The following is a 21,030-nucleotide window of genomic DNA, read 5'->3' as shown; positions in this document are numbered from 1 at the left end:
GCCTCAGCCCCGGTGGGGGTGGGTGTCCTTCGGACGCGGCAGGACCAGCGGCGTCCCGGACAACGGATCCTCGATCACCTCGCAGTCCAGCCCGAACACCTCCGACACGGCCTGCGGGGTGATGACCTCCTCCGGGGTTCCGGCCGCGACGATCTGACCGGAACGCATGGCGATCAGGTGGTCGGCGTAGCGGCAGGCGAGGTTCAGGTCGTGCAGCACCAGAACGATGGTCCGGCCCCGTTCCTGGTTCAGCTCCCGCAGCAGGTCCAGCACCTCCACCTGGTGGGCCAGGTCAAGGAAGGTGGTCGGTTCGTCGAGCAGCATCGTCTCGGTGCCCTGCGCCAGCGCCAGGGCGATCCACACCCGCTGGCGCTGACCCCCGGAGAGCTCGTCCACGGAGCGGTGTGCCAGGTCCTGGACACCGGTGGCCTCCAACGCGGAAGCCACAGCTGCCTCGTCCTCCTCGGACCATTGCCGAAACCACCGTTGGTGTGGATGACGCCCACGCCCCACCAGATCGGCGACGGTGATGCCCTCCGGGGCGAGGGGTTGCTGCGGCAGCATGCCCAGCCGGGTGGCAAGCTCGGCCGCGGGCACCGTGGCGATGTCCGTGCCGTCCAGGGTCACCGTGCCCGAACTCGGCTTCAGGAGCCGGGCTACCCCCCGCAGTAGTGTGGACTTGCCACAGCCGTTCGCGCCAACAATGGTGGTGATCCGCTGTGCCGGCAGGTGCACCGACAGGTGGTCCACGATCGGGGTGTCGCCGTAGCGCAGACTGAGCTCCTGTGCGGCGATCCGGGGTGCTGCGGTCGTCGTGTTCACAGTCATGGTTGCGGAGTCCAAGGTCAACCACCTCGTCCAATCCGGTTGGTCCGGGCCAGGAGATAGAGCATGTAGGGACCACCCAGGGCGCCGGTGATCACTCCCGCGGGAAGCTCGGTGCCGCCGAAGGCCGTGCGTGCGATGAGATCCGCGCCGATCACCAGCACAGCCCCACAGGCCGCCGCTGGCAGCAGTCCCACAACACGTTCGTGGAGCAGGCGGCGCACGATCTGCGGTGCGACCAGGGCGACGAAGGTGACCGGACCGGCGACGGCGACCGACATGGCCGACAGCCCCGCGGCGGTGAACAGCAGTCCGGCGCGAGCCAGCTGCACCCGACCGCCCAGGGCACGGGCGGTGTCGTCCCCCAGCTGCAACAGCCGGATCTGCCGCGCCATGGCGAAGGCCAGCGGGGCGAACACGAGTAGTCCGATCCCGATGGTGACCGCGTGCGGCCAGCCGCGGCCGGACAGGCTGCCGGTGAGCCAGAACATGGCGCGGGCCGCGGTGTCCAGGTCGGTGCGGGTCATTAGGTAGGAGGTGACCGACGTCAGCATCGCGGTGACACCGATCCCGATGAGCACCAGTCGATAGCCGGAGACGCCTTGCTTATAGGCCAGCAGGTACAGCAGCACCGCGGTGGTGACAGCGCCGAGGAGGGCACCCGAGGCGATCGTGAGCGCGGTTCCGCCGACCACGACGATCGTGCTCACCGCCGCCGTGCTGGCCCCGGCATTGATCCCGATGATGTCCGGACTCACCAGGGGGTTGTGCGCCAGACGTTGCAGCAGCATCCCGGACATCGCCAGGGCCGCGCCCACCCCGAGCCCGGTGAGGACCCGGGGTAGGCGCAGATCCACGACGATGTGCGTCACCAGCGGGCTTGCCTGCCCGGTCAGCGCGGCCGGCACGTCGCGCAGCCGCATGTCGAAGTCGCCGAGGGTGATCGACAACATCGCCAGGAACAGGGCCAAACCCGTAAACACGCCCCCCACCAGCACCGCCGGTCCGTAGATACGCAGGGAGACGCCTCGGGGGCCGAGGACGCGGGTGCCCGCCGGCAGGAGCTCGCTGCGGCGCACCATGGGGGACGACAGACGTGTACTCACAGTGACGCCAACTTTCGCCGTCGCACCAGGTAGATGAAGAACGGTGCCCCCACCAACGCGGTCACGATCCCCACCTGGAGCTCCTCGGGACGCGCCACGATCCGACCCAGAATGTCCGCGGCCAGCAGGAGGAGGGGAGCCAGTACCGCCGTCCACGGAAGGATCCAACGATAGTCCGGACCGGCGATGGCACGCGCGACATGGGGTACGGCCAGGCCGACGAAGCCGATCGGTCCCGCTGCCGCCGTCGCCGTACCGGCCAACAGCACCACCGCCAGCCCACCCAGCGCCCGGGTGAGCCAGATGCGACTGCCCAGGCTGCGCGCCATCTCGTCACCGAGCGCGAGCGTGTTCAGCGTGCGGGTCAGGCCAATCGCCACCAGTGCTCCGAGGGCGATCAGCGGGGTCGCGTACAGGAGGGTTGCGGTGTCGGCTCCGGCGAGGGAGCCGACCGTCCAGAACCGATACTCGTTAAGTGCAGTCCGGTCGGTCAGGATGATCGCCGAGGTTACCGAGCCAAGCATGGCACTGACCGCAGCACCAGCGACCGCCAGTTTCACCGGACTGGCACCGCCCTGACCGAGCGAGGCCACGGTGTAGACGAGGACCGCGGCGAGGGCAGCCCCCAGGAATGCGAACCAGACGTAGCCGATCAGCGCGCCGGTGCCCAGGACGGTGATCGCCAGAACGGCGGCGACGGCGGCCCCAGCATTGATGCCCAGAATGCCCGGGCCACCCAGGGGGTTGCGGGTGATGCCCTGGACCAGGACACCGGCCATACCCAGGGCCATACCCACCACCAGACCGACCAGGGTGCGTGGCACCCGCAGATGCAGGATCACCAGGTCGGTGTTGGAGCCGGTGTAGGAGAAGTAGGCCGCGTGCACATCGGCGAGGGCGAGGGTCTGGTTGCCGTACAGCAGCGAGGCGAGTGTGGTGGCGCCCAGGGCGCACACCGCGACGAACAGCCCGGCGGTGCGGGACCAGCTGCCCTGCAACATCCCGGCCCCCTCGGCCGCGGCCTGGAGCCGGGCGCGGAGGGCGGCCAGGATGGGGGCGGACGCAGCCGGGGCGGGTGCGTGCGAAGCCATGGCGTTACTCGTAGAGCTCCGGGTGCACCATCTCGGCGATCTCCGCCACCACGGGCGCACTACGCACCCCGGCGGAGCGGTCGGCGAACGTGAATTCCAGGACCTGGTCTTCCTCCACTGCGGTGACGTTGGCCAGGGCCGGGTCGTTGCGGATCTCGGCGACGCCGTCGGCCGCGTCGGCGGCGGTCATCTCCGCGTCGCAGCACACATCCACCAGGATGTAGTCCGGATCCCGCTCGATCAGTTCCTCGGTGCTCACGTCGATGTTGCGGGCCTCGTCCAGGTCCGCGAAGGGGTTCTCGGCGCCGGCGTGTTCCAACAGCACCGTGGAGAAGTCCGGTTCCCCGGTGACCCGGAAGCCCTCGTCATCGGGACGGCCGATGACCACCGAGGGAGTGTCCTCCGCCTCCGCAACGATCTCCTCGGTTTCGGAGACCGTCTCCTGCATCTCGGTGACGACCTCCTCGGCCCGCTCCTCCACACCGAAGATCGTGCCGAGGTCGTGCAGGTCCGCGTAGATACTGTCCATCGTCACCGTGCTGGGGTCGATGGACTCGTCGGTGCCGCCGTCCTCGGAGGGGCACAGCGGGCTGAAGATCCAGCTCTCGATGCCCAGCTCCCGCAGCTCGGTGCGGGTGCCGAAACTGCCGTCTCCACCGTCGGCAAACACCCCGTTGAACCCGGACAGCACGAAGTCCGGATCGTGGTTCAGTAGCTCCTCGCGGCTGGGGATGTTCGCATAGTACTCCTGGGCTTCCTGAGCTTCGGCGTACTCCGGCAGGACCTCGGCGTCCAGGTAGGCCGTGCCCACCAGCCGGTCGCTGATGCCCAGCGCGTGGGCCATCTCGATCGCGGGCTGGTAGGCGGCGAACACGCGCTCCGGGGCCTCGTCGGCGGGAACCTCGATGTCGCAGTTCTGGATCGTGTCGCCGGCGGCTTGGCCACCCTCGTCCGTGGTGCCGCCGTCCCCGCCATCCGTGGGGCTACATGCGCCGAGGGCAAGGGTGAGGCCGAGAATCGGAGCGAGAGTGCGCACACCTCGGGTGCGCGCGTCGATATGAGTCATGGGGACCCAACCATCCTTCGTGGTCGTACCGTCGCTGGGTCGTAGCCGGTCTCCTGGCTCCCGGAGTCGGGACTCGGGTCCCCGCACGGCACCGCCTTCCCGGATCTCCAGACCCAGTGGCGCGTGGTGCCGTGCCCTCCGGTCACAGTGGCGAGGACCGCGCCGGTTTCACACCGGCTTCCCGTGCACTACGACCCGTGCAGTTTTTCCGATGATCGCACACCGCCGTCGGTGGTTCGGGCGCAGGGGAGCACAGGCACCTACTGGTACACCACGGAGATCCGTTGTGAACTGCGGATATTGCGGGCTGGTATCAGTGCGGTCCCGATTGGTGCAACGGAGGGACGCGTCTGTCCATACTCGCTAGTCTGGACCGGCTTCTGGCTGTACTCCTGACATTCCCCCAGGGAGTCAACCATGACGGACCATGCTCCCCCGGAACGCACGGCGGGGGCCGGCCGGACGCGCCGGCACCGGCGTCGTCGGCGCATCTGGACTGGCGCCGTGTTACTGGTGTCGGTGCTGGTGGCGGCGGGCCTGGGTGGCACGCTCTACTGGGAGCGGAACCTACGCCCGGTCACGACCGAGTACGAGTACCACGAGGGAGAGCAGTTCCTGGTGCGTCATCCGGCGGGCTGGGAGCTTGCCACTCGTGACAGTGGGCAGGACCGGACCGGGGTCGAGATCGAACAGCGCCAGGACACCGACGCGTTGGCCATGGCGGTGCTGCCCTGGGCCGAGCACGAGGACGGCCCGGACGCCTCAATGCAGCTGGCCGGATTCGCCGAGGATATGTCCACCGCGAACGTGTACGCAGACTACAGCTACACCGAACTCGATCCGGAGCGGTTTCGGGAATGGCCCAGCCACTGGGACGTGGCGGCAATCGAGGCGAGCGTCACCTACACCGACGCCTATCTGGACCGGCATCTGGATGTCGAGGAGTCCGACTGGTTCGAGATCTGGCTCCAGGTGCACGTGGACAACCGGGTGTCCTACACCCTGACCTGGGCCGGGCCGCAGCCCGAACGCATCCGCTACGACGAGGTGATCCACGGCACTATGGGGTCGTTCCAACACGATCCGTGATGCCTGTCCGGCCGCCATTGCGGTGACTGGTCGCCCGAATCCCCACAGCCACGGCGCTGCCGCTTTCGCTACCCTGGTGGCCGTTCTGTCCCGCGGAGCGTCGAGGCTTCGTCCCCTGAATGAGGCGATGTGATGGTAGCGGACCAGGCGGCGCGGATCGTTGCAGGCCGGTACGAGCTGGTGGAGGCCCTGGGGCGGGGCGGAATGGGCATGGTTTGGCGAGCCCGGGACGTGGAACTGGGGCGGGAGGTCGCCCTCAAGGAAGTGCGTCTGCCCATGGAGCTTGCCGAAGCCGAACGGACCGAGGCGCATGCCCGAGTCCGGAGAGAGGCCCGCACCGCGGCCCGGCTGTCCGATGAGCCGGGGGTCACCACCGTGTACGACGTGGTCGAGGCACAGGGACATCCCTGGGTGGTCATGCAACTGGTGCGAGGCTCCTCGCTCCAGCATCTGCTGCGGGAACACGGCCCCATGCCGCCTGCCCGGGTTACCCAGATCGCCCGCACCCTGCTGGAGGCGCTGCGGGCCGCGCACGCGTGTGGCGTGGTGCACCGGGACATCAAACCCGCGAACGTGATGCTGTCCCGGGACGGCCGGGTGCTGCTGACCGATTTCGGGATCGCCACCATCGTCGGGGAGACCGCGGTCACCCGCACCGGTGCATTGGTGGGCTCGCCCGAGTACATGGCCCCCGAACGCCTGGAGGGCACCGGGACGGCGGAGCCACCCTCGGATCTGTGGAGTCTGGGGGCGACGCTGTACACCACGGTGCAGGGTCAGTCCCTGTTCGCCCGGGATTCTGTCGCCTCCACGGTCGCCGCGATCATGTCCGCGCCGGTATCCCCACCGAGCCGGGGCGCGGAGCTGACCCCGTTGATTATGGCATTGCTGGAGCGGGACCCCGCCCGCCGGCCGAGTGCGGACGAGGCTCTGAGCCTGCTTGCGCAGGCCGAGTCGCAGCCGAGCGCCGGGTGGTCGTCGGGAGCGCAGCCGGGAATGGCCGAGACCAGGGCGGCTCCGCCAGCCCCACCATCGGCCTCACCGGTGGCAGCACCGGAGCCGCGGTCGTTGGCACGGCGGTTCCGCGGGCCGATCATCGCTGCCACCGCAGCGATGGTGGCGGTGATCGTCGTCGGAGTCAGCCTGTTCTGGTGGAGTAACCGTTCGGTGACCACCGAGTACGACTGGCACCGCACCGACGGATTCTCGCTGCGCTATCCCGAGGAGTGGTCCGTCGAGGAGTCCGAGGACGCTCCGGACACCATCGTCCACCCCGAGGAAGCGCTGGGCATGGGCATCGCGGTCGGCGGATACATTCCGGATGAGGACGAGGCCACCGCATCGGACGAGCTCACCCGACTGACCGGTCCCTCGGAGGAACGTCACGACTACCGCCAGGTTGGCCTGGACCTCTCCGACATCGCGGAGAACTGGCCGGATGACTATGAGGTGGGCGCGGTGGAGGAGACCTACACCCTGGGCGAGGACTACGTCGCGGACCAGATCGAACCGGACCTGGACGATGGGGAGTTCGCTGCCTACGAGCCAGAGCGGTTCCGAGTCCAGTTGCAGATCCACGTGCCGGGCGAGGAGTCCACACATCCGTTGTCCGAGGACCTCCGCGCCTACTGGCTCAGCTGGACCGGGCCGCAGAGCGAGCGCGACGGCTACGACGAAGTGATCGTCGAGGTGCTCGGGTCGTTCCAGCCGAACACCTAGTGTCCTGCTTGGACAGTTCGTTTTGGGAGGCGTTCGCAGTAGGCCGTGAGGTTGGGCCTGGTCTGACGACGTTCCCCCCCGTCCCCGGTCCCGCTGGCCGTCGTGCGCAGGGCCATGAGGCCCGGCAGAGCATCCCCCACACACCTTGGTCCCCCATGCCCCTGGCAATCGTGCGGGGGAGTGCGTTGCCCCGGTAGCGGGATGCCGCCCACGGCCACCGCAGCCCCACGCACACTGGCCGCCGTGGCGGAAAGTGCGCTCTTCCCGGGCGGCGGGAGGTGCCCCACCGCCCCCGCACCCCGCTGGCCGTCGTGCGGGGGAGCGCCCCAGAAAACAGGACAACACCGGTGACCCCCGTGGCGCGACGCCGCCGGCGGCCGACACGGCGCGCACGCGCAACCAACCACCGCCACCACCCCCCGGACGAACCCGGGGCGAGGACGTCTCCTGCCCTCCGACGGATGGTGACACCTAGGGAGTCTCTCTGGCCTCGCCCGGGGCGGATCGGCGCGCATCAGCGCAGCCAGCAGCACCCATGCGGCATCCGGGGAGAGTTCCCGGTTCCCGGCCTGCGACCATGCCCACCGAGACGGCCCGACCCGCACCCCACAGCCACTCCACGAACCACACTTAGCCGGCTTCGGTGCCGACCGCATCGGGGTGTCCGAGGAGCTGCCGACACACGGCGAGAAGGCGGTTGCGCACCACTCGGCCCCGCTCGGCGAACTCCCGCTGTGCCGCCACGTACTGCGCCTTGCCCTCGGCGGTCTCGATGCGCACCGGTGTGTACCCCCAGGCACTCAGGTCGTAGGGGGAGGCGCGCATGTCCAGTTCCCGCACATCCCGCGCCAGTTCGAAACACTCCAGCACCAGTTCGCTGGGAACCGCGGGCGTGAGTTTATAGGCCCACTTGTAGCAGTCCATGGTGGCATGGAGACATCCGGGCTGCTCCTGGGAGATCTGTCCGGTCCGGGTGGGCCGCAGTTGGTTGCGCGGCACCGCGTCGTCGGTGAAGAACCGGTAGGCGTCGTAGTGGGAGCAGCGAATGCGGTGGGATTCCACCACGGCGTCCGTGCCGGCACTACCAAGGCGTAGCGGCACTCCCTGGTGCCGGACGTTCCCGGGGCTCGTGCGGTACACCATGGCCCACTCGTGTAGGCCGAAGCACCCCAGGTTGGCTGATCGGGCCTCGGTCGCCTCCAGGAGTGCGGCCACGAACCGCACGGTTGCACCACGCTCCGCGGTGAAGGTGGCCACGTCCAGACCCACCGGGGGTGCGTGGTCAGCCAGCTGGTCCAGGTGGTCGGTGTAGTAGCGCCAACCCCGGTGTGGGGGCTCGCCGTCCGTGGGGTGCGCGAGCAGCGTGCCCACACCGGGGTGCCAACGACGGAGCTGCGCGGGGCGGTGACTGTAATAGGTGAACAGGAAGTCCTGAACCGGATGTCGCTCCCCCCGGCGCCGACGGTGGAGGTGCTCGCTCACGAGCGCGTCCACGCGGTCCTGGTGGCGGGATTCGCGCTCGCGCCAGGTGTTGGCGGCCAGGATCGTCGTGGTGGCCTGGTTCTGGTGCACGGTGGCGCTGGTATCCGAGGTCATGATGTCTCCAGCCTAGGACGCGCAGGACATGGGACGTCGCGGGCGTGGGCGGGTGCTGCGCTGATCCACGCCCCACATCGTTCCTGTCGCGCCAGTGGTCCCCATGGGGCAGCCCGCCGGGGCAGCGGCGAATCGTCGGGTGGCGTGCTCTGGGGTGGTCCCGTTCCCGGTGCGGATCCGGTCCGGGAGCGGACCGTTCTCGAGATTCGATAGTCCAACGGTCGATCGATGATCGATTAAACGGCCGATCGTGTTGTGCGATATTCGAGCAGAATTGCAGTGACGGCGATGTTTCTCCTGTGTTTTCCCGGGGTGTGCGTTTCGATAATAGAACAGCGGATTGTCGGGTGATGGACATAGAAAGAGAACAGTTCGATTAATCCCCTGTTATAAAGCGCGTTCCCCGCGTCAGAAGCACTTATGGTCCCCACATTGGCACTCGTTCGATCGGGAGCCCGCCATCCCTGACAACCCTCCGGATGAGGTGGATGATGCGTAAGCACAGGAGACCCCTGTTAGTACTCACCGCGGTGGCATCCGCCCTAGCCCTGGTCGCCACCGGCTGTGCGAGTGAACGGGAGGACGGCGCAGCCGAGGAACGTAACGAGTCGGAACCGTTCATCTTCGCCGGAGCCGGGGATATGCGCTCCCTGGATCCGATTCTGGCCAGTGACGGCGAAACGTTCCGGGTGGCGCGGCAGGCCTACGAGACCCTCCTGCGGCATGAGCCGGGCGGAACCGAGATTGTTCCGGGGCTCGCGCACGACTGGGAGCAGAGTGACGACGGAACGGAGTGGACCTTCTTCCTTGAGGAGGACGTGACATTCCACGACGGTGAGGAGTTCAACGCCGACGCCGTCTGCGCGAATTTCGAGCGCTGGTACAACTTCGAGGGGATCTACCAGAGTCAGTCCGTCAGCTACTACTGGACCACCCTCTTCGGCGGCTTCGCCGACAACGACGAAGATCTGGACCTTCCCGACCCGAACTTCGCCGGGTGCACCCCCGAGGACGAGCACACCGTGACCATCGAGGTCGAAGAGTACTCCCCGGACTATCCAGGTGCCTTCAGCATGATCGCGCTGGGCATGATGAGCCCCGCCGCCATCGAGGAGATGGAGGGCGAGGACATCGAGGGCGACCCGGACGACCCGGCCTATCCGGAGTACAGCCAGGAGGTCGGTACGGTCGCGGGCACTGGACCCTACGAGTTCGTGGACTGGGACCACGACGCCCGGGAAGTCGAGATGCAGCGTTTCGACGACTACTGGGACGAGGACCGCGCCGCCCAGATCCAGACGATCATCTTCCAGACCATCGAGGATGAGAACGCCCGGATGCAGGCACTCCAGAGTGGCGACATCCACGGCTACGACCTGGTGGCCCCAGCCGATGTGCAGAACCTCCAGGACGAGGGCTTCGAGGTCCCCGAACGCGGCGTGTTCAACATCCTCTACCTGGCGTTCGTGCAGGATGACGCCGGATTCGAGGAGCGGGAGGACGCGGCCGAGGCCCTGTCCGACCCGGACGTACGACGAGCTCTGGCCCACGCGGTGGACCGGCAGAACATCGTGGACAGCCTGCTGCCCGAGGGCGGCGAGGTCGCCACCCAGTTCATGCCGGACACACTGGACGGCTGGTCCGACGATGTGCCGACCTACGACCACGATCCCGAGCTGGCCGAGGAGCTACTCGCCGACGCCGGATACGAGGACCTGACCCTGGACTTCTGCTATCCGACGGAGGTCACCCGCCCCTACATGCCCTCCCCCCAGGACATCTTCGAATTCATCACACATGACCTGGAAGAGGTGGGAATCGAGGTCGAACCGGACTCCTACGAATGGACCCAGTACATTCCACACACCGAGTCCGGTGGATGCAGCCTGTACCTGCTGGGCTGGACCGGTGACTTTAACGAGGCCTACAACTTCCTTGGCACGTGGTTCGCCGACTACCGGCCAGCCTGGGGCCATGACAGTGACGCCATCTTCGACACGCTCGACGAGGCCGCGGCCGAACCCAACGCCGAGGACCGCGTCGCCCTGTACGAGGAGGCCAACGAGGTGATCATGGAGGAGCTGCCGGGGCTTCCGATCTCCAGCTCACCCCCCTCCATCGCCTTTGCCCCCGACATCGATCCACCAACGGTGAGTCCGCTCACCCAGGAGGAGTTCGCGGAGACCTCCTTCGAGTAACACGACGAGGGTGCCGCCCGGGGTGGGGTCAACCCCCGGCCCGGGCGGCTTCCGTTGGACGATGAGAGGCGGCTCGGGTGCTGCGGTTCGTTGTTCGCCGACTGCTCCAGCTGATTCCCACGCTGTTCGGGCTGTCGGTGCTGTTGTTCGCCTGGATCCGGCTCCTGCCCGGTGGGCCGGAGGTTGCCCTCCTTCCGGAGAACGCCACCGAGGAGCAGCGCCAAGCCCTACGGCAGTCCATGGGACTGGATGACCCCATCCTGGTTCAGTACGGCCGCTTCCTGGGTGACATCGCCCAGGGCGACCTCGGAGTTTCCACCCAGACCAACCGGCCGGTCCTGGACGAATTCCTGACCAAGTTCCCGGCCACAGCGGAGCTGGCCATCACGGCGATGATCATCGCCGTCGCGGTGGGCATCCCCCTGGGGTACTTCGCCGCGCGCCGTCGCGGTGGGCTGTTGGACATGGCCGCGGTGACGGGATCCTTGGTTGGGATCTGTACCCCCGTGTTCTTCCTCGCCTTCGTGCTCAAGGTGGTTTTCTCCGAACAGCTGGGGATCTTCCCGTCCCTGTCCCGCCAGACCCCGGGAATCGACGCGACCTCGATCACCGGGTTCCACGTCCTGGACGGGGTGTTGACGGGGGAGTGGGATGCCGCCTGGGACGCGATCATGCATCTGGTGCTTCCCGGAATCGCTCTGGCGAGCATTCCGCTCGCCGTGATCACCCGAATGACCCGCGCGAGCGTGCTCGAGGTCCTGGACGAGGACTACGTACGCACCGCCAACGCCAAAGGGCTCCACCACAGCACTGTGCGCGGCCGCCACGTGCTCCGCAACGCGATGTTGCCGGTGGTGACCGCTGTCGGCTATCTGGCCGGCGCCCTGCTGGCGGGCGCCGTACTCACCGAGAGCGTCTTCAACTTCGGCGGGATCGGGCAGTTCCTCTACCAGGCCACCCAGGAACGTGACTATCCCGTTCTGCTTGGATTCATCCTGCTCATCGCGACTGTCTACGTACTGATCAACATGCTGGTCGATATCTCCTACGGCCTGCTGGACCCGAGAGTGCGGGTGCGCTGATGTCGAAGAAGTCCGACCGGATCGACCGACTGGCCGAACTCACCGCGGCACGCGCGGAAGACTCCGAGGGCCACAGCGTCTGGCGCGAGTCGTTCCACCGACTCCGGCGCAGCCCGATGGCGATTGTGGGCGCCAGTGTGGTTGTGGTTTTCGTTCTGGTCGCGCTGCTCGGCGACATCATCGCGCCTCATGATCCGATCAGCCAGAGTTGGCGGGACGAGGTTTTTCCCAACCGCAACGAGTTCGTGGGTCCCCGACCCGAGAACCTGCTGGGGTTGGACAATATGGGCCGAGACCAGTTCTCCCGGATGGTGATTGGAGCCCGCCAGTCCCTGCTGGTCGGGGTTGTCGCCACCGTGCTGGGGTTGTCTGCCGGAGCGGTCCTCGGGGGAGTAGCTGGGGCGGCCGCCGGACTCGGCGGTGTCTGGGGCGCACGGCTGGATGCCGTAATCATGCGTGTCGTCGATGTCATGCTCGCCCTGCCCACCCTGCTGCTGGCCGTGACCGTGGCAGCGCTACTCGGACCCAGCCTGGTCACGGTCATGATCGCGGTGGGGGTTGCCCAGGTCCCCATATTCGCGCGGTTGTTGCGCGGATCAATGCTGGCCCAGGCCAACCGGGACTACGTCCTCGCGGCCAGCGCCGTCGGGGTCCGTACCCGTCGAATCGTCGTCGCCCATATCCTCCCCAACTCGCTGGGACCGGTGATCGTCCAGGCCACACTGGTGCTGGGCATCGCCATCATCGACGCCGCGGCCCTGTCCTACCTCGGATTGGGCAACCCCGACCCGGCCGTGCCGGAGTGGGGGACCATGCTCGCCGACGCCCAACGCTTCCTGAGTGGGGCCCCGGAACTCGCGGTCTATCCCGCCCTGGCGATCATCATCACCGCACTGGGATTCACCCTGCTGGGCGAGGCCATGCGGGAGTCCCTGGACCCGAAACTGCGGAAGTGAGCCCTATGCCACTGTTGACCGTCGACGACTTGTCCGTGACGTTCACCCAACGTGGAGAGCGGGACGTGCACGCGGTGGACGGGGTGTCCTTCACCGTCGATGAGGGGCAGGTCGTCGGGCTCGTGGGGGAGTCCGGATGCGGAAAGAGTGTCACCTCCCTGGCGTTGATGGGGTTGCTGCCCAGCCGTGGAGTCCGGGTGGGCGGCGCTGCCCACCTACGCCTGAACGGCGGCTCGGGCGCCGGAACTCCCGACGACACCATCCCCGACCAGGAGCAGCAGGGCAGCGTCGACCTGCTGGCCGCGGACGCCCGCCGGATGCGGGACCTGCGGGGTTCCCAGATCGCGATGGTGTTCCAGGACCCACTGTCCTCCCTGAATCCGGTGGTGCCGCTGGGGCTTCAGGTCACCGAGATCCTGACTCGGCACCAGGGGCTTCGGGGTGAGGCGGCGCGCACGAAAGCCGCCGAACTGCTGGAACGTGTGGGGATTCCCGATCCCAGGCGCCGGCTGCGGGAGTATCCACATCAACAGTCCGGTGGCATCCGACAGCGCGCCCTTATCGCCATGGCCGTGGCCTGCCGCCCCCGACTCATGATCGCCGACGAACCCACCACCGCCCTGGACGTCACCATCCAGGCCCAGATCCTGGAGCTACTCAAGGATCTGGTGCACAACGAGGGCACCGCCCTGTTGATGATTACGCACGACCTGGGGGTGGTGGCCGGGCTGTGTGACGGGATCAACGTCCTGTACGCGGGGCGGGTGGTGGAGGCGGGCCCCCGCTCTGCACTGTTCGCTGCCCCCACGCACCCGTATTCGGTGGGACTGTTGCACTCGATTCCGCGTCTCGACGCCCCGCGCGGCGAACCACTAACCCCGATCCGTGGCTCCATCAACGACAACATCGCCTGGAACGACGGCTGCGCCTTCGCGCCGCGGTGCGACCGCTACACCGAAGCGTGTCTCGAGGGTCCTCCGGAGCTTCGCCACAGATCCGGGGAACACCTCCATCGGTGTGTGCATCCGGTTGGGGAGGGCCACCAGGAGGGGCCGGCCTCCGGAGCTGGGCCGGCCGCGACGTCCACAATGGAGGGCTCCGGATGAGTCAGTTGATGAGTGCGGACACGGGTACGAACGAGGCCGCGGCCGGAGGATCGAGCTTGCTGGAGGTGCACGATCTGAAGGTGCACTTCCCGATCCGCAGCGGCATCCTGGTTGATCGCACGATCGGACATGTGCGCGCGGTGGACGGCGTGTCGCTCACCGTCGAGCGCGGCAGCACCTACGGCCTGGTTGGCGAGTCCGGATGTGGCAAGACCACACTGGGGCGGGCCGTGCTGCGCCTGGTCGACATCACCGACGGCCAGGTGTGGTTTGACGGAACCGATCTCGCGCATCTCGGCTCCGAGCAGATGCGCCGGCAGCGGCGGAACCTCCAGATGGTGTTCCAGGACCCCCTGGGCAGCCTCAACCCGAGACAGAATATTCAGTCGATCCTGACCGAGGGGCTTCAGGTCCACGGGCTGTCGACCGACCGCCAGGACACACGGCGGCGCATCGTGCAGGCCTTGGACGATGTCGGAATGTCCGGGCGGGCACTGAGCCGCTATCCGCACGAGTTTTCCGGTGGCCAGCGACAACGCATCGGGATCGCTCGCGCCCTGGTCCTGGAACCGGAACTGATCATCTGCGACGAGCCCGTGTCCGCCCTGGACGTGTCCATCCAGGCGCAGGTCCTCAATCTTCTGGAAGAACTGCAACGTGAGCGGGGGCTGACCTACCTGGTCATTGCCCACGATCTCGCCGTGGTGCGGCACGTTAGTGACACTGTTGGGGTGATGTACCTCGGATCACTGGTCGAGGAGGCGGACTCCGACACCCTGTACGCACAGCCCCGGCACCCCTACACCCGAGCCCTGATGTCCGCGGTTCCGGTCCCCGACCCAACGGTTGAGGACTCCCGGGAGCGGATCCTGCTGCACGGGGATCTTCCATCCCCCTCGAATCCGCCAGCGGGATGCCGGTTCCACACCCGATGCCCCTGGAGCCAGCCCCAGCGCTGTGCCGAGGAGCGGCCCGAGCTGCGAACGATCGCACCCGGACACAGGGTGGCGTGTCACTTCGCCGAGGAGATCGCCGAGGGGACCCTCCAGCGGAACTGATGCCTCGGACCACGCGGCGTGCGGGCGCCCGTGGCCGGAGAATGCTCCAGGAGGCCGGGCCACCCGTCGGCCCCCGCCCCGTCGGCCGTGGTTGGGGGAGTGCCCCTGGGGGCGACGCCGCCCACGGCCGACCTCCACCAGGTGGCAAGAAAAATACCCGGCCCCCACCACCCTCGGAATGATCCTGGTCGTGGCACCGGCCCACCCGCACGCGCCGTGTCGGCCGCCGGCGGCGTCGCGCCCTGGGGGCGCTCCCCCGCACGACGGCCAGCGGGGGTGGGGGTGGTCGTGGGGGATATTCCCGTGGTGGAGGCGCGGACGGGTCGTTGTGGGAATGTCAACGGACTGGCGTAATCGCGCTCACATCCATACCAACTCGGTATCAACCAGGGTCCGATTCCCCTGGATCGGCCCGTGGGGTCTCGCGGTTGACGCATCCTGTACCGGGTTGAGCTTCCCCGCTGGCGTTCCCGGGTCTGGCCGCCAGCTCGACCTGCCCTAGCTTCCTACCCTCCAAGGTATCGCAGTGTCGGCTACGTTCAGTAACAGCACGAAGCAGGTTGTGAACGATACCTATCGTCCGGAGATTGAGGGTCTGCGCGCGCTCGCCGTCACTCTGGTCGCGGTTTTTCACGTCTGGTTCGGCACCGTGTCCGGCGGTGTCGACGTGTTTCTCCTGCTGACTGGCTTTCTGATCACTGGCTCGCTGGTGCGGATGGCCGAACGTTCCTCCGGGTTGTCCGTGCGGTCCGTGGCCACCTTCTGGGTCCGGTTGGCCAAACGACTCGTTCCCGTGGCAGCGGTCGTGCTCGGAGCGGTCCTCCTGCTCACCTATCTCGTCCTGCCCCGGTCCCGGTGGTCGGATGTCATCGCGGAGGTTATTGCGGCGGGTACGTACCAGGTGAACTGGCATCTGGCGCAGGAGTCGGTCGACTACATGGCCAGGGGCGAGACGGTCAGCCCGGTCCAGCACTTCTGGTCCCTGTCGGTGCAGGGTCAGTTCTATCTGCTGTGGCCCGTCCTGGTGGGCCTGGTCGCGCTGGTGGCGCACCGGCGGGGGTGGAGCCTGCGCCGCGCGGTGCTCGGCATACTGGCGGTGGTCACCGCGGCATCGTTCACCTATTCCGTCTGGCGCACCGGTACCGAGCCGCAGCTCGCCTACTTCGACACCGGCGCGCGGCTGTGGGAGTTGGGGTTGGGCGGTCTGTTGGCGTTGCTGCTTCCCCACGTACGGCTTCCGGTATGGATGCGCGTTCCCATGGGATGGCTGGGCGTGACAGCACTGGTGCTGTGCGGCGTGGTCGTGGGCGGCACGGTGCCGTTTCCCGGGTATATCGCCCTGTGGCCGGTCGGTGCCGGCATCCTGGTCATTCTGGCAGGAGTGACCGGAAGCCGGTTCGGTGTGGACCGGGTGCTGACCCTGCGGCCCGTGATCTGGTTCGGGTCGCTGGCCTATCCGTTGTTCCTGTGGCACTGGCCCGTGCTGGTCTTCTACCTGGATGTCACCGAACGGGTGCGTCCGAGTCTGGTTGGTGGCGGGTACGTGCTCGCCACATCGTTCGTACTGGCGCTGGTGACCCGATGGGTGATCGAGGGTGGGGTCACCCGGATCACCGTCGCCCGCCCCTCGCCCCGGGTGGTCCTGGCCGCGTGTGCCGCCTTCCTGCTGCCGGTCCTGGTCGCGGGATCGCTGTGGAACAGTCATCTCGAGGAACAGCATCGGATGCGCGCCGAGCTGAGCTCCGATCCGCACAGCTATCCGGGGGCGGGCATTTTGGTGGACGAGCGTACGGTGGAGGAGTTGCCCGAACTCCCGCCATACCCGGATACCGGGAACGCGGCTCGAGTCACCTGGGCTGACCTGGACGGATGCATCGTTGGGTCCGGTGACGACGATTTCGTCACCTGCGAGTTCGGTGCGGCTGCGGAGGAGGCGCAATACAGTATCGCCCTGGTTGGCCATTCACACGCGCGGCACTGGTTTCGGGCCGTTGAGGGCATGGCCGAACGCAATGGCTGGCACCTGACGGTGATGACCAAGAACGCCTGTGACTTCTCCGTGGCGCCCCTCACCCGGGACGGCGACCCCTACCCCGGATGTAGCGACTGGAACGAGCAGGCCATGGACGAGCTCGCCGAGCGTGATCCGGATGTCGTGTTCACCACCGGGACACGTACCGCGTTCGGTGAGGCCCAGGAGGAGATCCCCGCCGGTGTGCTCGAACGCTGGGACGAGCTCGCGTCGATGGGCATCGACGTGGTGGCCATCCGGGACACCCCTCGGCCCGACGAAGACGTCCCCGAGTGTGTCGACCGCAACGGGGCTGCGGCGTGTGTCTGGGATCTCGACGAACTCCAGCCGGAGGTCTCCCCGCTCGACGAGGCCGAGCTACCGCCGAACGTGGCGACCATGGATCTCACCGAGTACGTGTGTCCGGACGGTCAGTGCCCCGCCGTCATTGGAAACCAGCTCGTCTACTACGACGGTGATCACTTCACCTACTCCTTCTCCGCTTCTCTCTCCCAGGTCATGGAGCCGTACTGGCTGGAGGTTACGGGCTGGGAGGCCACGCCGGTCGTCGGTTGAGCAGCTGTGCCGCTATTGGGGCACGCCTGACCTGTGACAAGTGACACATCGGATGGGGTGGGCGTGTGCCACGTCCATCGTGAGTACCGAGGTGGAACCGCCGTGTCCGTGGGTGCTTTTCGGGCTGCGGCTACTCTCGGTTCGGCTCTGCGGGGTTCGGATGTTCGTCCCGAAATATAACGAGCCGGTAGCGAAGACGAAACAGATCACCTAGAGTCCATCTCTGAGCCGGAACGTGGTGTTTGCCCTGGTCGGAGGGGCAGCGTCCGGTTTCCGCCGAATCCTGCCCACAAGCTGATCTGTGCAACCCCACGGGCAGGAGCCGCAACGACGGTGCTCACTGGCCTCCCCCACGGCAGTGCCGTGCCAGTAACACCGGTATCCGTGACCCACGGCAACCGAGGTGTGTCCTCGTGTGGTGGGTGCTGGTGGCGGTAGGCGGGGTGTGGGAGAAAGGCAGTCCGCTCTCGTGGATCGACGTGATCAGCGGTCAACGCGGATCGGCGGTGTGCGCCGGCTCACCGCGATCGGCACCGTGGCGGTTGGAGCGATTCTGGTTCCAGCCGGACCGCTTGCCGGTGTCGCGCACGCTGACCCCAGCGAGGAGGAGATCCGGGAACAGATCCAGGATCTGGAACAGGAACTCTCCGCGCTCAACGAGGACTACAACCAGGCCCAAGAGGACCACGAGGCCGCAGAGTCGCGTCTGGAACAGATCGAACAGGACCTGGCGGCCGCTGAGGAAGCTGTCGACGATCGCTCTGGTGAGGTTCGACGGATCGCGAACGCCGCCTACACCGGCGCTGAGTACAGCACACTGTCGGTGTTCCTGGACGGCCAGGCCGAGGATTCGGGAGGGCTTCTGCATCAGCTCTCCGACCTGACCTTCCTCGCGGGAAACCAACAGCACGGCCTGGGGGACTACCTGGCCGAGCGCGAACGCCTCGACGGGCTCTACGACGACGTGGCCGAAACCGAGGAGGAGGCGGCCGCGGCCCTCGCGGACGCGGAGGAGGCCTACGAGGAGGGCGAGGCGGCCCTTGCCGAGCAGGAGGCTCTTCTTGAGGAGGTCGGGGGCGACGAGTCACCCGGCCAAGCCCAGGCCACAGACAGTGACGGTGGTGGAGGATCCTCAGCTCCGGACGCTGCATCCGGAGATGTGCAGGCGGTACTGGACTTCGCCTACGACCAGATCGGTAAGCCCTACGTCTGGGGTGGGACCGGACCGGACGGCTACGACTGCTCCGGGCTGACCCAGGCTGCCTGGGCCCAGGCGGGGGTCGATCTTCCGCGGGTGTCCCAGGACCAGTTCCATGCCGGGACGTCGGTGTCCCGCGACGAAGTTCAGCCGGGGGACCTGCTGTTCTTCTACGACTCCTCCGCGCCGACGCACGTGGGGATCTACGCCGGGGACGGAAAGATGGTCCACGGATCCAACCCCTCGAAACCCATCGAGGAAGTTGACCTGGCGGCCTACTGGGACGGCGTCTTCGTTGGGGCGGTGCGTCCGAGCTAGGCACGGTCTGCGCGTCATGGCTGTACAGCGGCGGTGTGGGCTGGCCCGCGCCGCCGCTACGTGGTTGACCGAGGCTGCTGACCCCGGCCACCCCATTCCTGATAATGTAGGCATGGCTTGCCTAAATCAGGCAAGCCTTCCCTTTGTCTGGAGAGGTTGGGGTTCGAATGAGTGCTGGTCGGTCCGCGCGGCACACCCCCGCGGGTTGGACATGCGGCATCGCTCTCGGGGGCATCGTGATCCTCACCGGATGTGGCGACGGCGCGGGTGGCGCAGCCGACGAGAACGGCGGAGCCGGCGGGGAGGGCTTTCCCGTCACGGTCGAGCACGCGTTCGGCAGCACCGAGATTCCCGCGGAGCCCGAGACCGTGGTCACCCTGGGCTGGGCCGATGCCGACACCGCACTGGCCCTGGGACATCCCCCGGCCGGAGTGGCCGAGGGGACCTACGGTGGCGACGAGGACGGTCATCATCCCTGGACCCGCGCCGAGTACGAGGAGCAGGGGGAGGAGCTTCCCGAACTGATCAACATCGACGAGGGTGTGCAGATCGAGGAGGTGGGCGCCCTGGCCCCGGACCTGATCCTGGGCATCCAGTCCGGACTCACCGAGCAGGAGTACGACGACCTGTCCCAGATCGCACCGACGGTTCCCTACCCGGACGAGCCCTGGCTGACCGAATGGCAGGAGATGACCCGGATGGTGGGCGCGTCACTCGGCAAACCCGAGGAAGCAGAAGAGCTGGTCTCGGAGACCGAAGACCTCGTCACGGACCTCGCCGTGGACAACCCACAGTTCAACGACCTCAGCTATGCCACGGGAACCCTCGTTGAGGGCCAGCAGTTCGGCTTCTTCATCGGTGACGACGTACGCCCACAGCTCATGGAGGAACTCGGATTCACCCCGTCCGATATCTCCGAGGAACTCGCGGTCGAGGACGAGGGCTTCTACGGCACCCTGAGCCTGGAAAACGCCGACCAGATCGACGCCGACGTTCTGGTCATGTGGTACGAGAGCGCCGAGCAACAGGAACAGGCCGAAGAGAACGCGGTGTTCCAACAGATCCCCGCCGTCGAGGACGGACGCTACCTCGGCATCGTCGACCGTCCAGCCTCCACTGCCATCTCCACCCCAAGCCCGGTCAGTATCCCGTGGGTCCTTCCCGACTTCGTCGCCGACCTTCAGGAGCTGACCCAGGAGGCCGACTGACCCGCCGCAGTTGCCCGGGTACTGTGCAGGGGCTCACCACCGCGGGAGCTCCGTCGTTCGACGCCGTGTGCGGGACCGGCACGCACAACACACCCATGGTCGCCATGGTGACCTGCGGCTCTGCCGGGGTGGTTCCCGCAGCCCCTGTGGAACCACCCCGGCCCCTACCGACTACGCCCACGGCCCGCCCCGACGGATAGGGACGGGCCGCGCTCCGGAAGCAGACTGGAGCCCGGGAGTGCCTCAGCCCTCGGTGATCTCCACGCTACGGGAACGCTCCGTGGAACCCTTGGGAATGCGGACACTCAACACGCCGTCCTTCAGCGTGGCACTGATCTGGCTGGCATCCGCCGCAGCTGGCAGCGTGGCACGGTAGAAGAACTGGCCGCTGCGGCGCCGCATCGCCTCCGGACGGTCGTCCTCGCTACTCACCTCTCCCTTGATGAGGAGCTCCTGGTCCTGGACCTCGACATCGACGTCCTCGCGTCGGATCCCGGGTAGCTCCGCGCGGACCAGGTAGGCATCCTCGACCTCCTCGGCTTCCACGGCCGGGACCCACTGGCGGGCCTGGGCCTCCCCCTGCTCCGAGCCCCCGTCGTCGATCAGGCTCACCATCCGGTTCCAGAGGTCATCCAGGTCGGTGAACGGGTCCCACCTGGGGCTGCCTCGGCGCCGCGGGTACTGGGAGCTGCGGGCCGGACGCTGCATCGGAAGAGCCATCGTTGTCCCCCTGTATCGTCTCGGTGGCTCTCGTCCTGCCGTTGGGGTAGCTACCCGTGCTGGGCGGCTGTACCGCCGCTGCGGCCAAGGATTTACGAACGCTTGGG

At 67.4% G+C, this 21,030-nt stretch carries 16 protein-coding genes and 1 riboswitch; of the genes, 10 read left to right on the top strand and 6 right to left on the bottom strand.

Annotation, left to right across the window (positions count from 1 at the left end; genetic code table 11):
- Positions 1 to 3: 3 nt before the first annotated feature.
- From RIF23_RS09840 to RIF23_RS09825, 4 genes are read right to left on the bottom strand one after another with little or no spacing between them, the layout of a single operon-like run.
- On the bottom strand, positions 4 to 828 hold the full coding sequence (locus RIF23_RS09840) for an ABC transporter ATP-binding protein (RefSeq protein WP_310912158.1): 825 nt from the start codon (positions 826 to 828) through the stop codon (positions 4 to 6).
- A 17-nt stretch (positions 829 to 845) separates the two neighbouring features.
- The gene (locus RIF23_RS09835; RefSeq protein ID WP_310912388.1) at positions 846 to 1,907 is read right to left on the bottom strand and encodes a FecCD family ABC transporter permease; all 1,062 of its coding nucleotides are present in this window, start codon (positions 1,905 to 1,907) and stop codon (positions 846 to 848) included.
- A 20-nt stretch (positions 1,908 to 1,927) separates the two neighbouring features.
- On the bottom strand, positions 1,928 to 3,022 hold the full coding sequence (locus tag RIF23_RS09830; RefSeq protein WP_310912157.1) for a FecCD family ABC transporter permease: 1,095 nt from the start codon (positions 3,020 to 3,022) through the stop codon (positions 1,928 to 1,930).
- A gap of 4 nt (positions 3,023 to 3,026) precedes the next feature.
- Positions 3,027 to 4,088 carry an ABC transporter substrate-binding protein gene (locus RIF23_RS09825; protein WP_310912156.1) on the bottom strand — a complete coding sequence of 354 codons (1,062 nt, stop codon included), beginning with the start codon at positions 4,086 to 4,088 and terminating at the stop codon, positions 3,027 to 3,029.
- 26 nt (positions 4,089 to 4,114) lie between these two features.
- A riboswitch (cobalamin riboswitch) is annotated at positions 4,115 to 4,296 on the bottom strand.
- A gap of 209 nt (positions 4,297 to 4,505) precedes the next feature.
- On the opposite strand from RIF23_RS09825, the gene RIF23_RS09820 reads away from it, so the two are divergent.
- Positions 4,506 to 5,177, top strand: coding sequence for a hypothetical protein (locus RIF23_RS09820; RefSeq protein WP_310912155.1), 672 nt, complete (start codon positions 4,506 to 4,508; stop codon positions 5,175 to 5,177).
- 132 nt (positions 5,178 to 5,309) lie between these two features.
- The gene (locus tag RIF23_RS09815; protein ID WP_310912154.1) at positions 5,310 to 6,896 is read left to right on the top strand and encodes a serine/threonine-protein kinase; all 1,587 of its coding nucleotides are present in this window, start codon (positions 5,310 to 5,312) and stop codon (positions 6,894 to 6,896) included.
- A gap of 630 nt (positions 6,897 to 7,526) precedes the next feature.
- Here the strand turns inward: RIF23_RS09815 and RIF23_RS09810 are convergent.
- Positions 7,527 to 8,492, bottom strand: a complete 966-nt coding sequence (locus RIF23_RS09810) for a 3-methyladenine DNA glycosylase (protein ID WP_310912153.1) — start codon at positions 8,490 to 8,492, stop codon at positions 7,527 to 7,529.
- A 488-nt stretch (positions 8,493 to 8,980) separates the two neighbouring features.
- Here RIF23_RS09810 and RIF23_RS09805 point away from each other — a divergent pair, with 488 nt between their 5' ends.
- The 8 genes from RIF23_RS09805 to RIF23_RS09770 all read left to right on the top strand — a co-directional run bounded on the left by RIF23_RS09805 (position 8,981) and on the right by RIF23_RS09770 (position 20,203).
- The gene (locus tag RIF23_RS09805; RefSeq protein WP_310912152.1) at positions 8,981 to 10,690 is read left to right on the top strand and encodes an ABC transporter substrate-binding protein; all 1,710 of its coding nucleotides are present in this window, start codon (positions 8,981 to 8,983) and stop codon (positions 10,688 to 10,690) included.
- Positions 10,691 to 10,767: 77 nt separating this feature from the next.
- Positions 10,768 to 11,772 (top strand): ABC transporter permease, encoded by a 1,005-nt coding sequence (locus RIF23_RS09800; RefSeq protein ID WP_310912151.1) that lies wholly within the window; start codon positions 10,768 to 10,770, stop codon positions 11,770 to 11,772.
- Positions 11,772 to 12,728 (top strand): ABC transporter permease, encoded by a 957-nt coding sequence (locus RIF23_RS09795; RefSeq protein WP_310912150.1) that lies wholly within the window; start codon positions 11,772 to 11,774, stop codon positions 12,726 to 12,728. The genes RIF23_RS09800 and RIF23_RS09795 overlap by 1 nt, the downstream gene beginning before the upstream one ends.
- A 5-nt stretch (positions 12,729 to 12,733) precedes the next feature.
- Positions 12,734 to 13,834 carry an ABC transporter ATP-binding protein gene (locus RIF23_RS09790; protein ID WP_310912149.1) on the top strand — a complete coding sequence of 367 codons (1,101 nt, stop codon included), beginning with the start codon at positions 12,734 to 12,736 and terminating at the stop codon, positions 13,832 to 13,834.
- The gene (locus tag RIF23_RS09785) at positions 13,831 to 14,892 is read left to right on the top strand and encodes an ABC transporter ATP-binding protein (protein ID WP_310912148.1); all 1,062 of its coding nucleotides are present in this window, start codon (positions 13,831 to 13,833) and stop codon (positions 14,890 to 14,892) included. Before RIF23_RS09790 ends, RIF23_RS09785 begins: the two co-directional genes overlap by 4 nt.
- Positions 14,893 to 15,454: 562 nt before the next feature.
- Positions 15,455 to 17,479, top strand: a complete 2,025-nt coding sequence (locus tag RIF23_RS09780) for an acyltransferase family protein (RefSeq protein ID WP_310912147.1) — start codon at positions 15,455 to 15,457, stop codon at positions 17,477 to 17,479.
- Between the two features lie 469 nt (positions 17,480 to 17,948).
- Positions 17,949 to 18,995, top strand: coding sequence for a C40 family peptidase (locus RIF23_RS09775; protein ID WP_310912146.1), 1,047 nt, complete (start codon positions 17,949 to 17,951; stop codon positions 18,993 to 18,995).
- Between the two features lie 167 nt (positions 18,996 to 19,162).
- Positions 19,163 to 20,203, top strand: a complete 1,041-nt coding sequence (locus RIF23_RS09770) for an iron-siderophore ABC transporter substrate-binding protein (RefSeq protein ID WP_310912145.1) — start codon at positions 19,163 to 19,165, stop codon at positions 20,201 to 20,203.
- 243 nt (positions 20,204 to 20,446) lie between these two features.
- On the opposite strand, the gene RIF23_RS09765 is transcribed toward RIF23_RS09770, so the two are convergent.
- Positions 20,447 to 20,923, bottom strand: coding sequence for an Hsp20/alpha crystallin family protein (locus RIF23_RS09765; protein WP_310912144.1), 477 nt, complete (start codon positions 20,921 to 20,923; stop codon positions 20,447 to 20,449).
- Between the last annotated feature and the right edge of the window lie 107 nt (positions 20,924 to 21,030).

It is taken from the genome of Lipingzhangella rawalii (genome assembly GCF_031628175.1).
Classification (GTDB): domain Bacteria; phylum Actinomycetota; class Actinomycetes; order Streptosporangiales; family Streptosporangiaceae; genus Lipingzhangella_A; species Lipingzhangella_A rawalii.
Note: the sequence above shows the minus strand (reverse complement) of the source record. Positions and strands in the feature narration are given on the sequence as shown.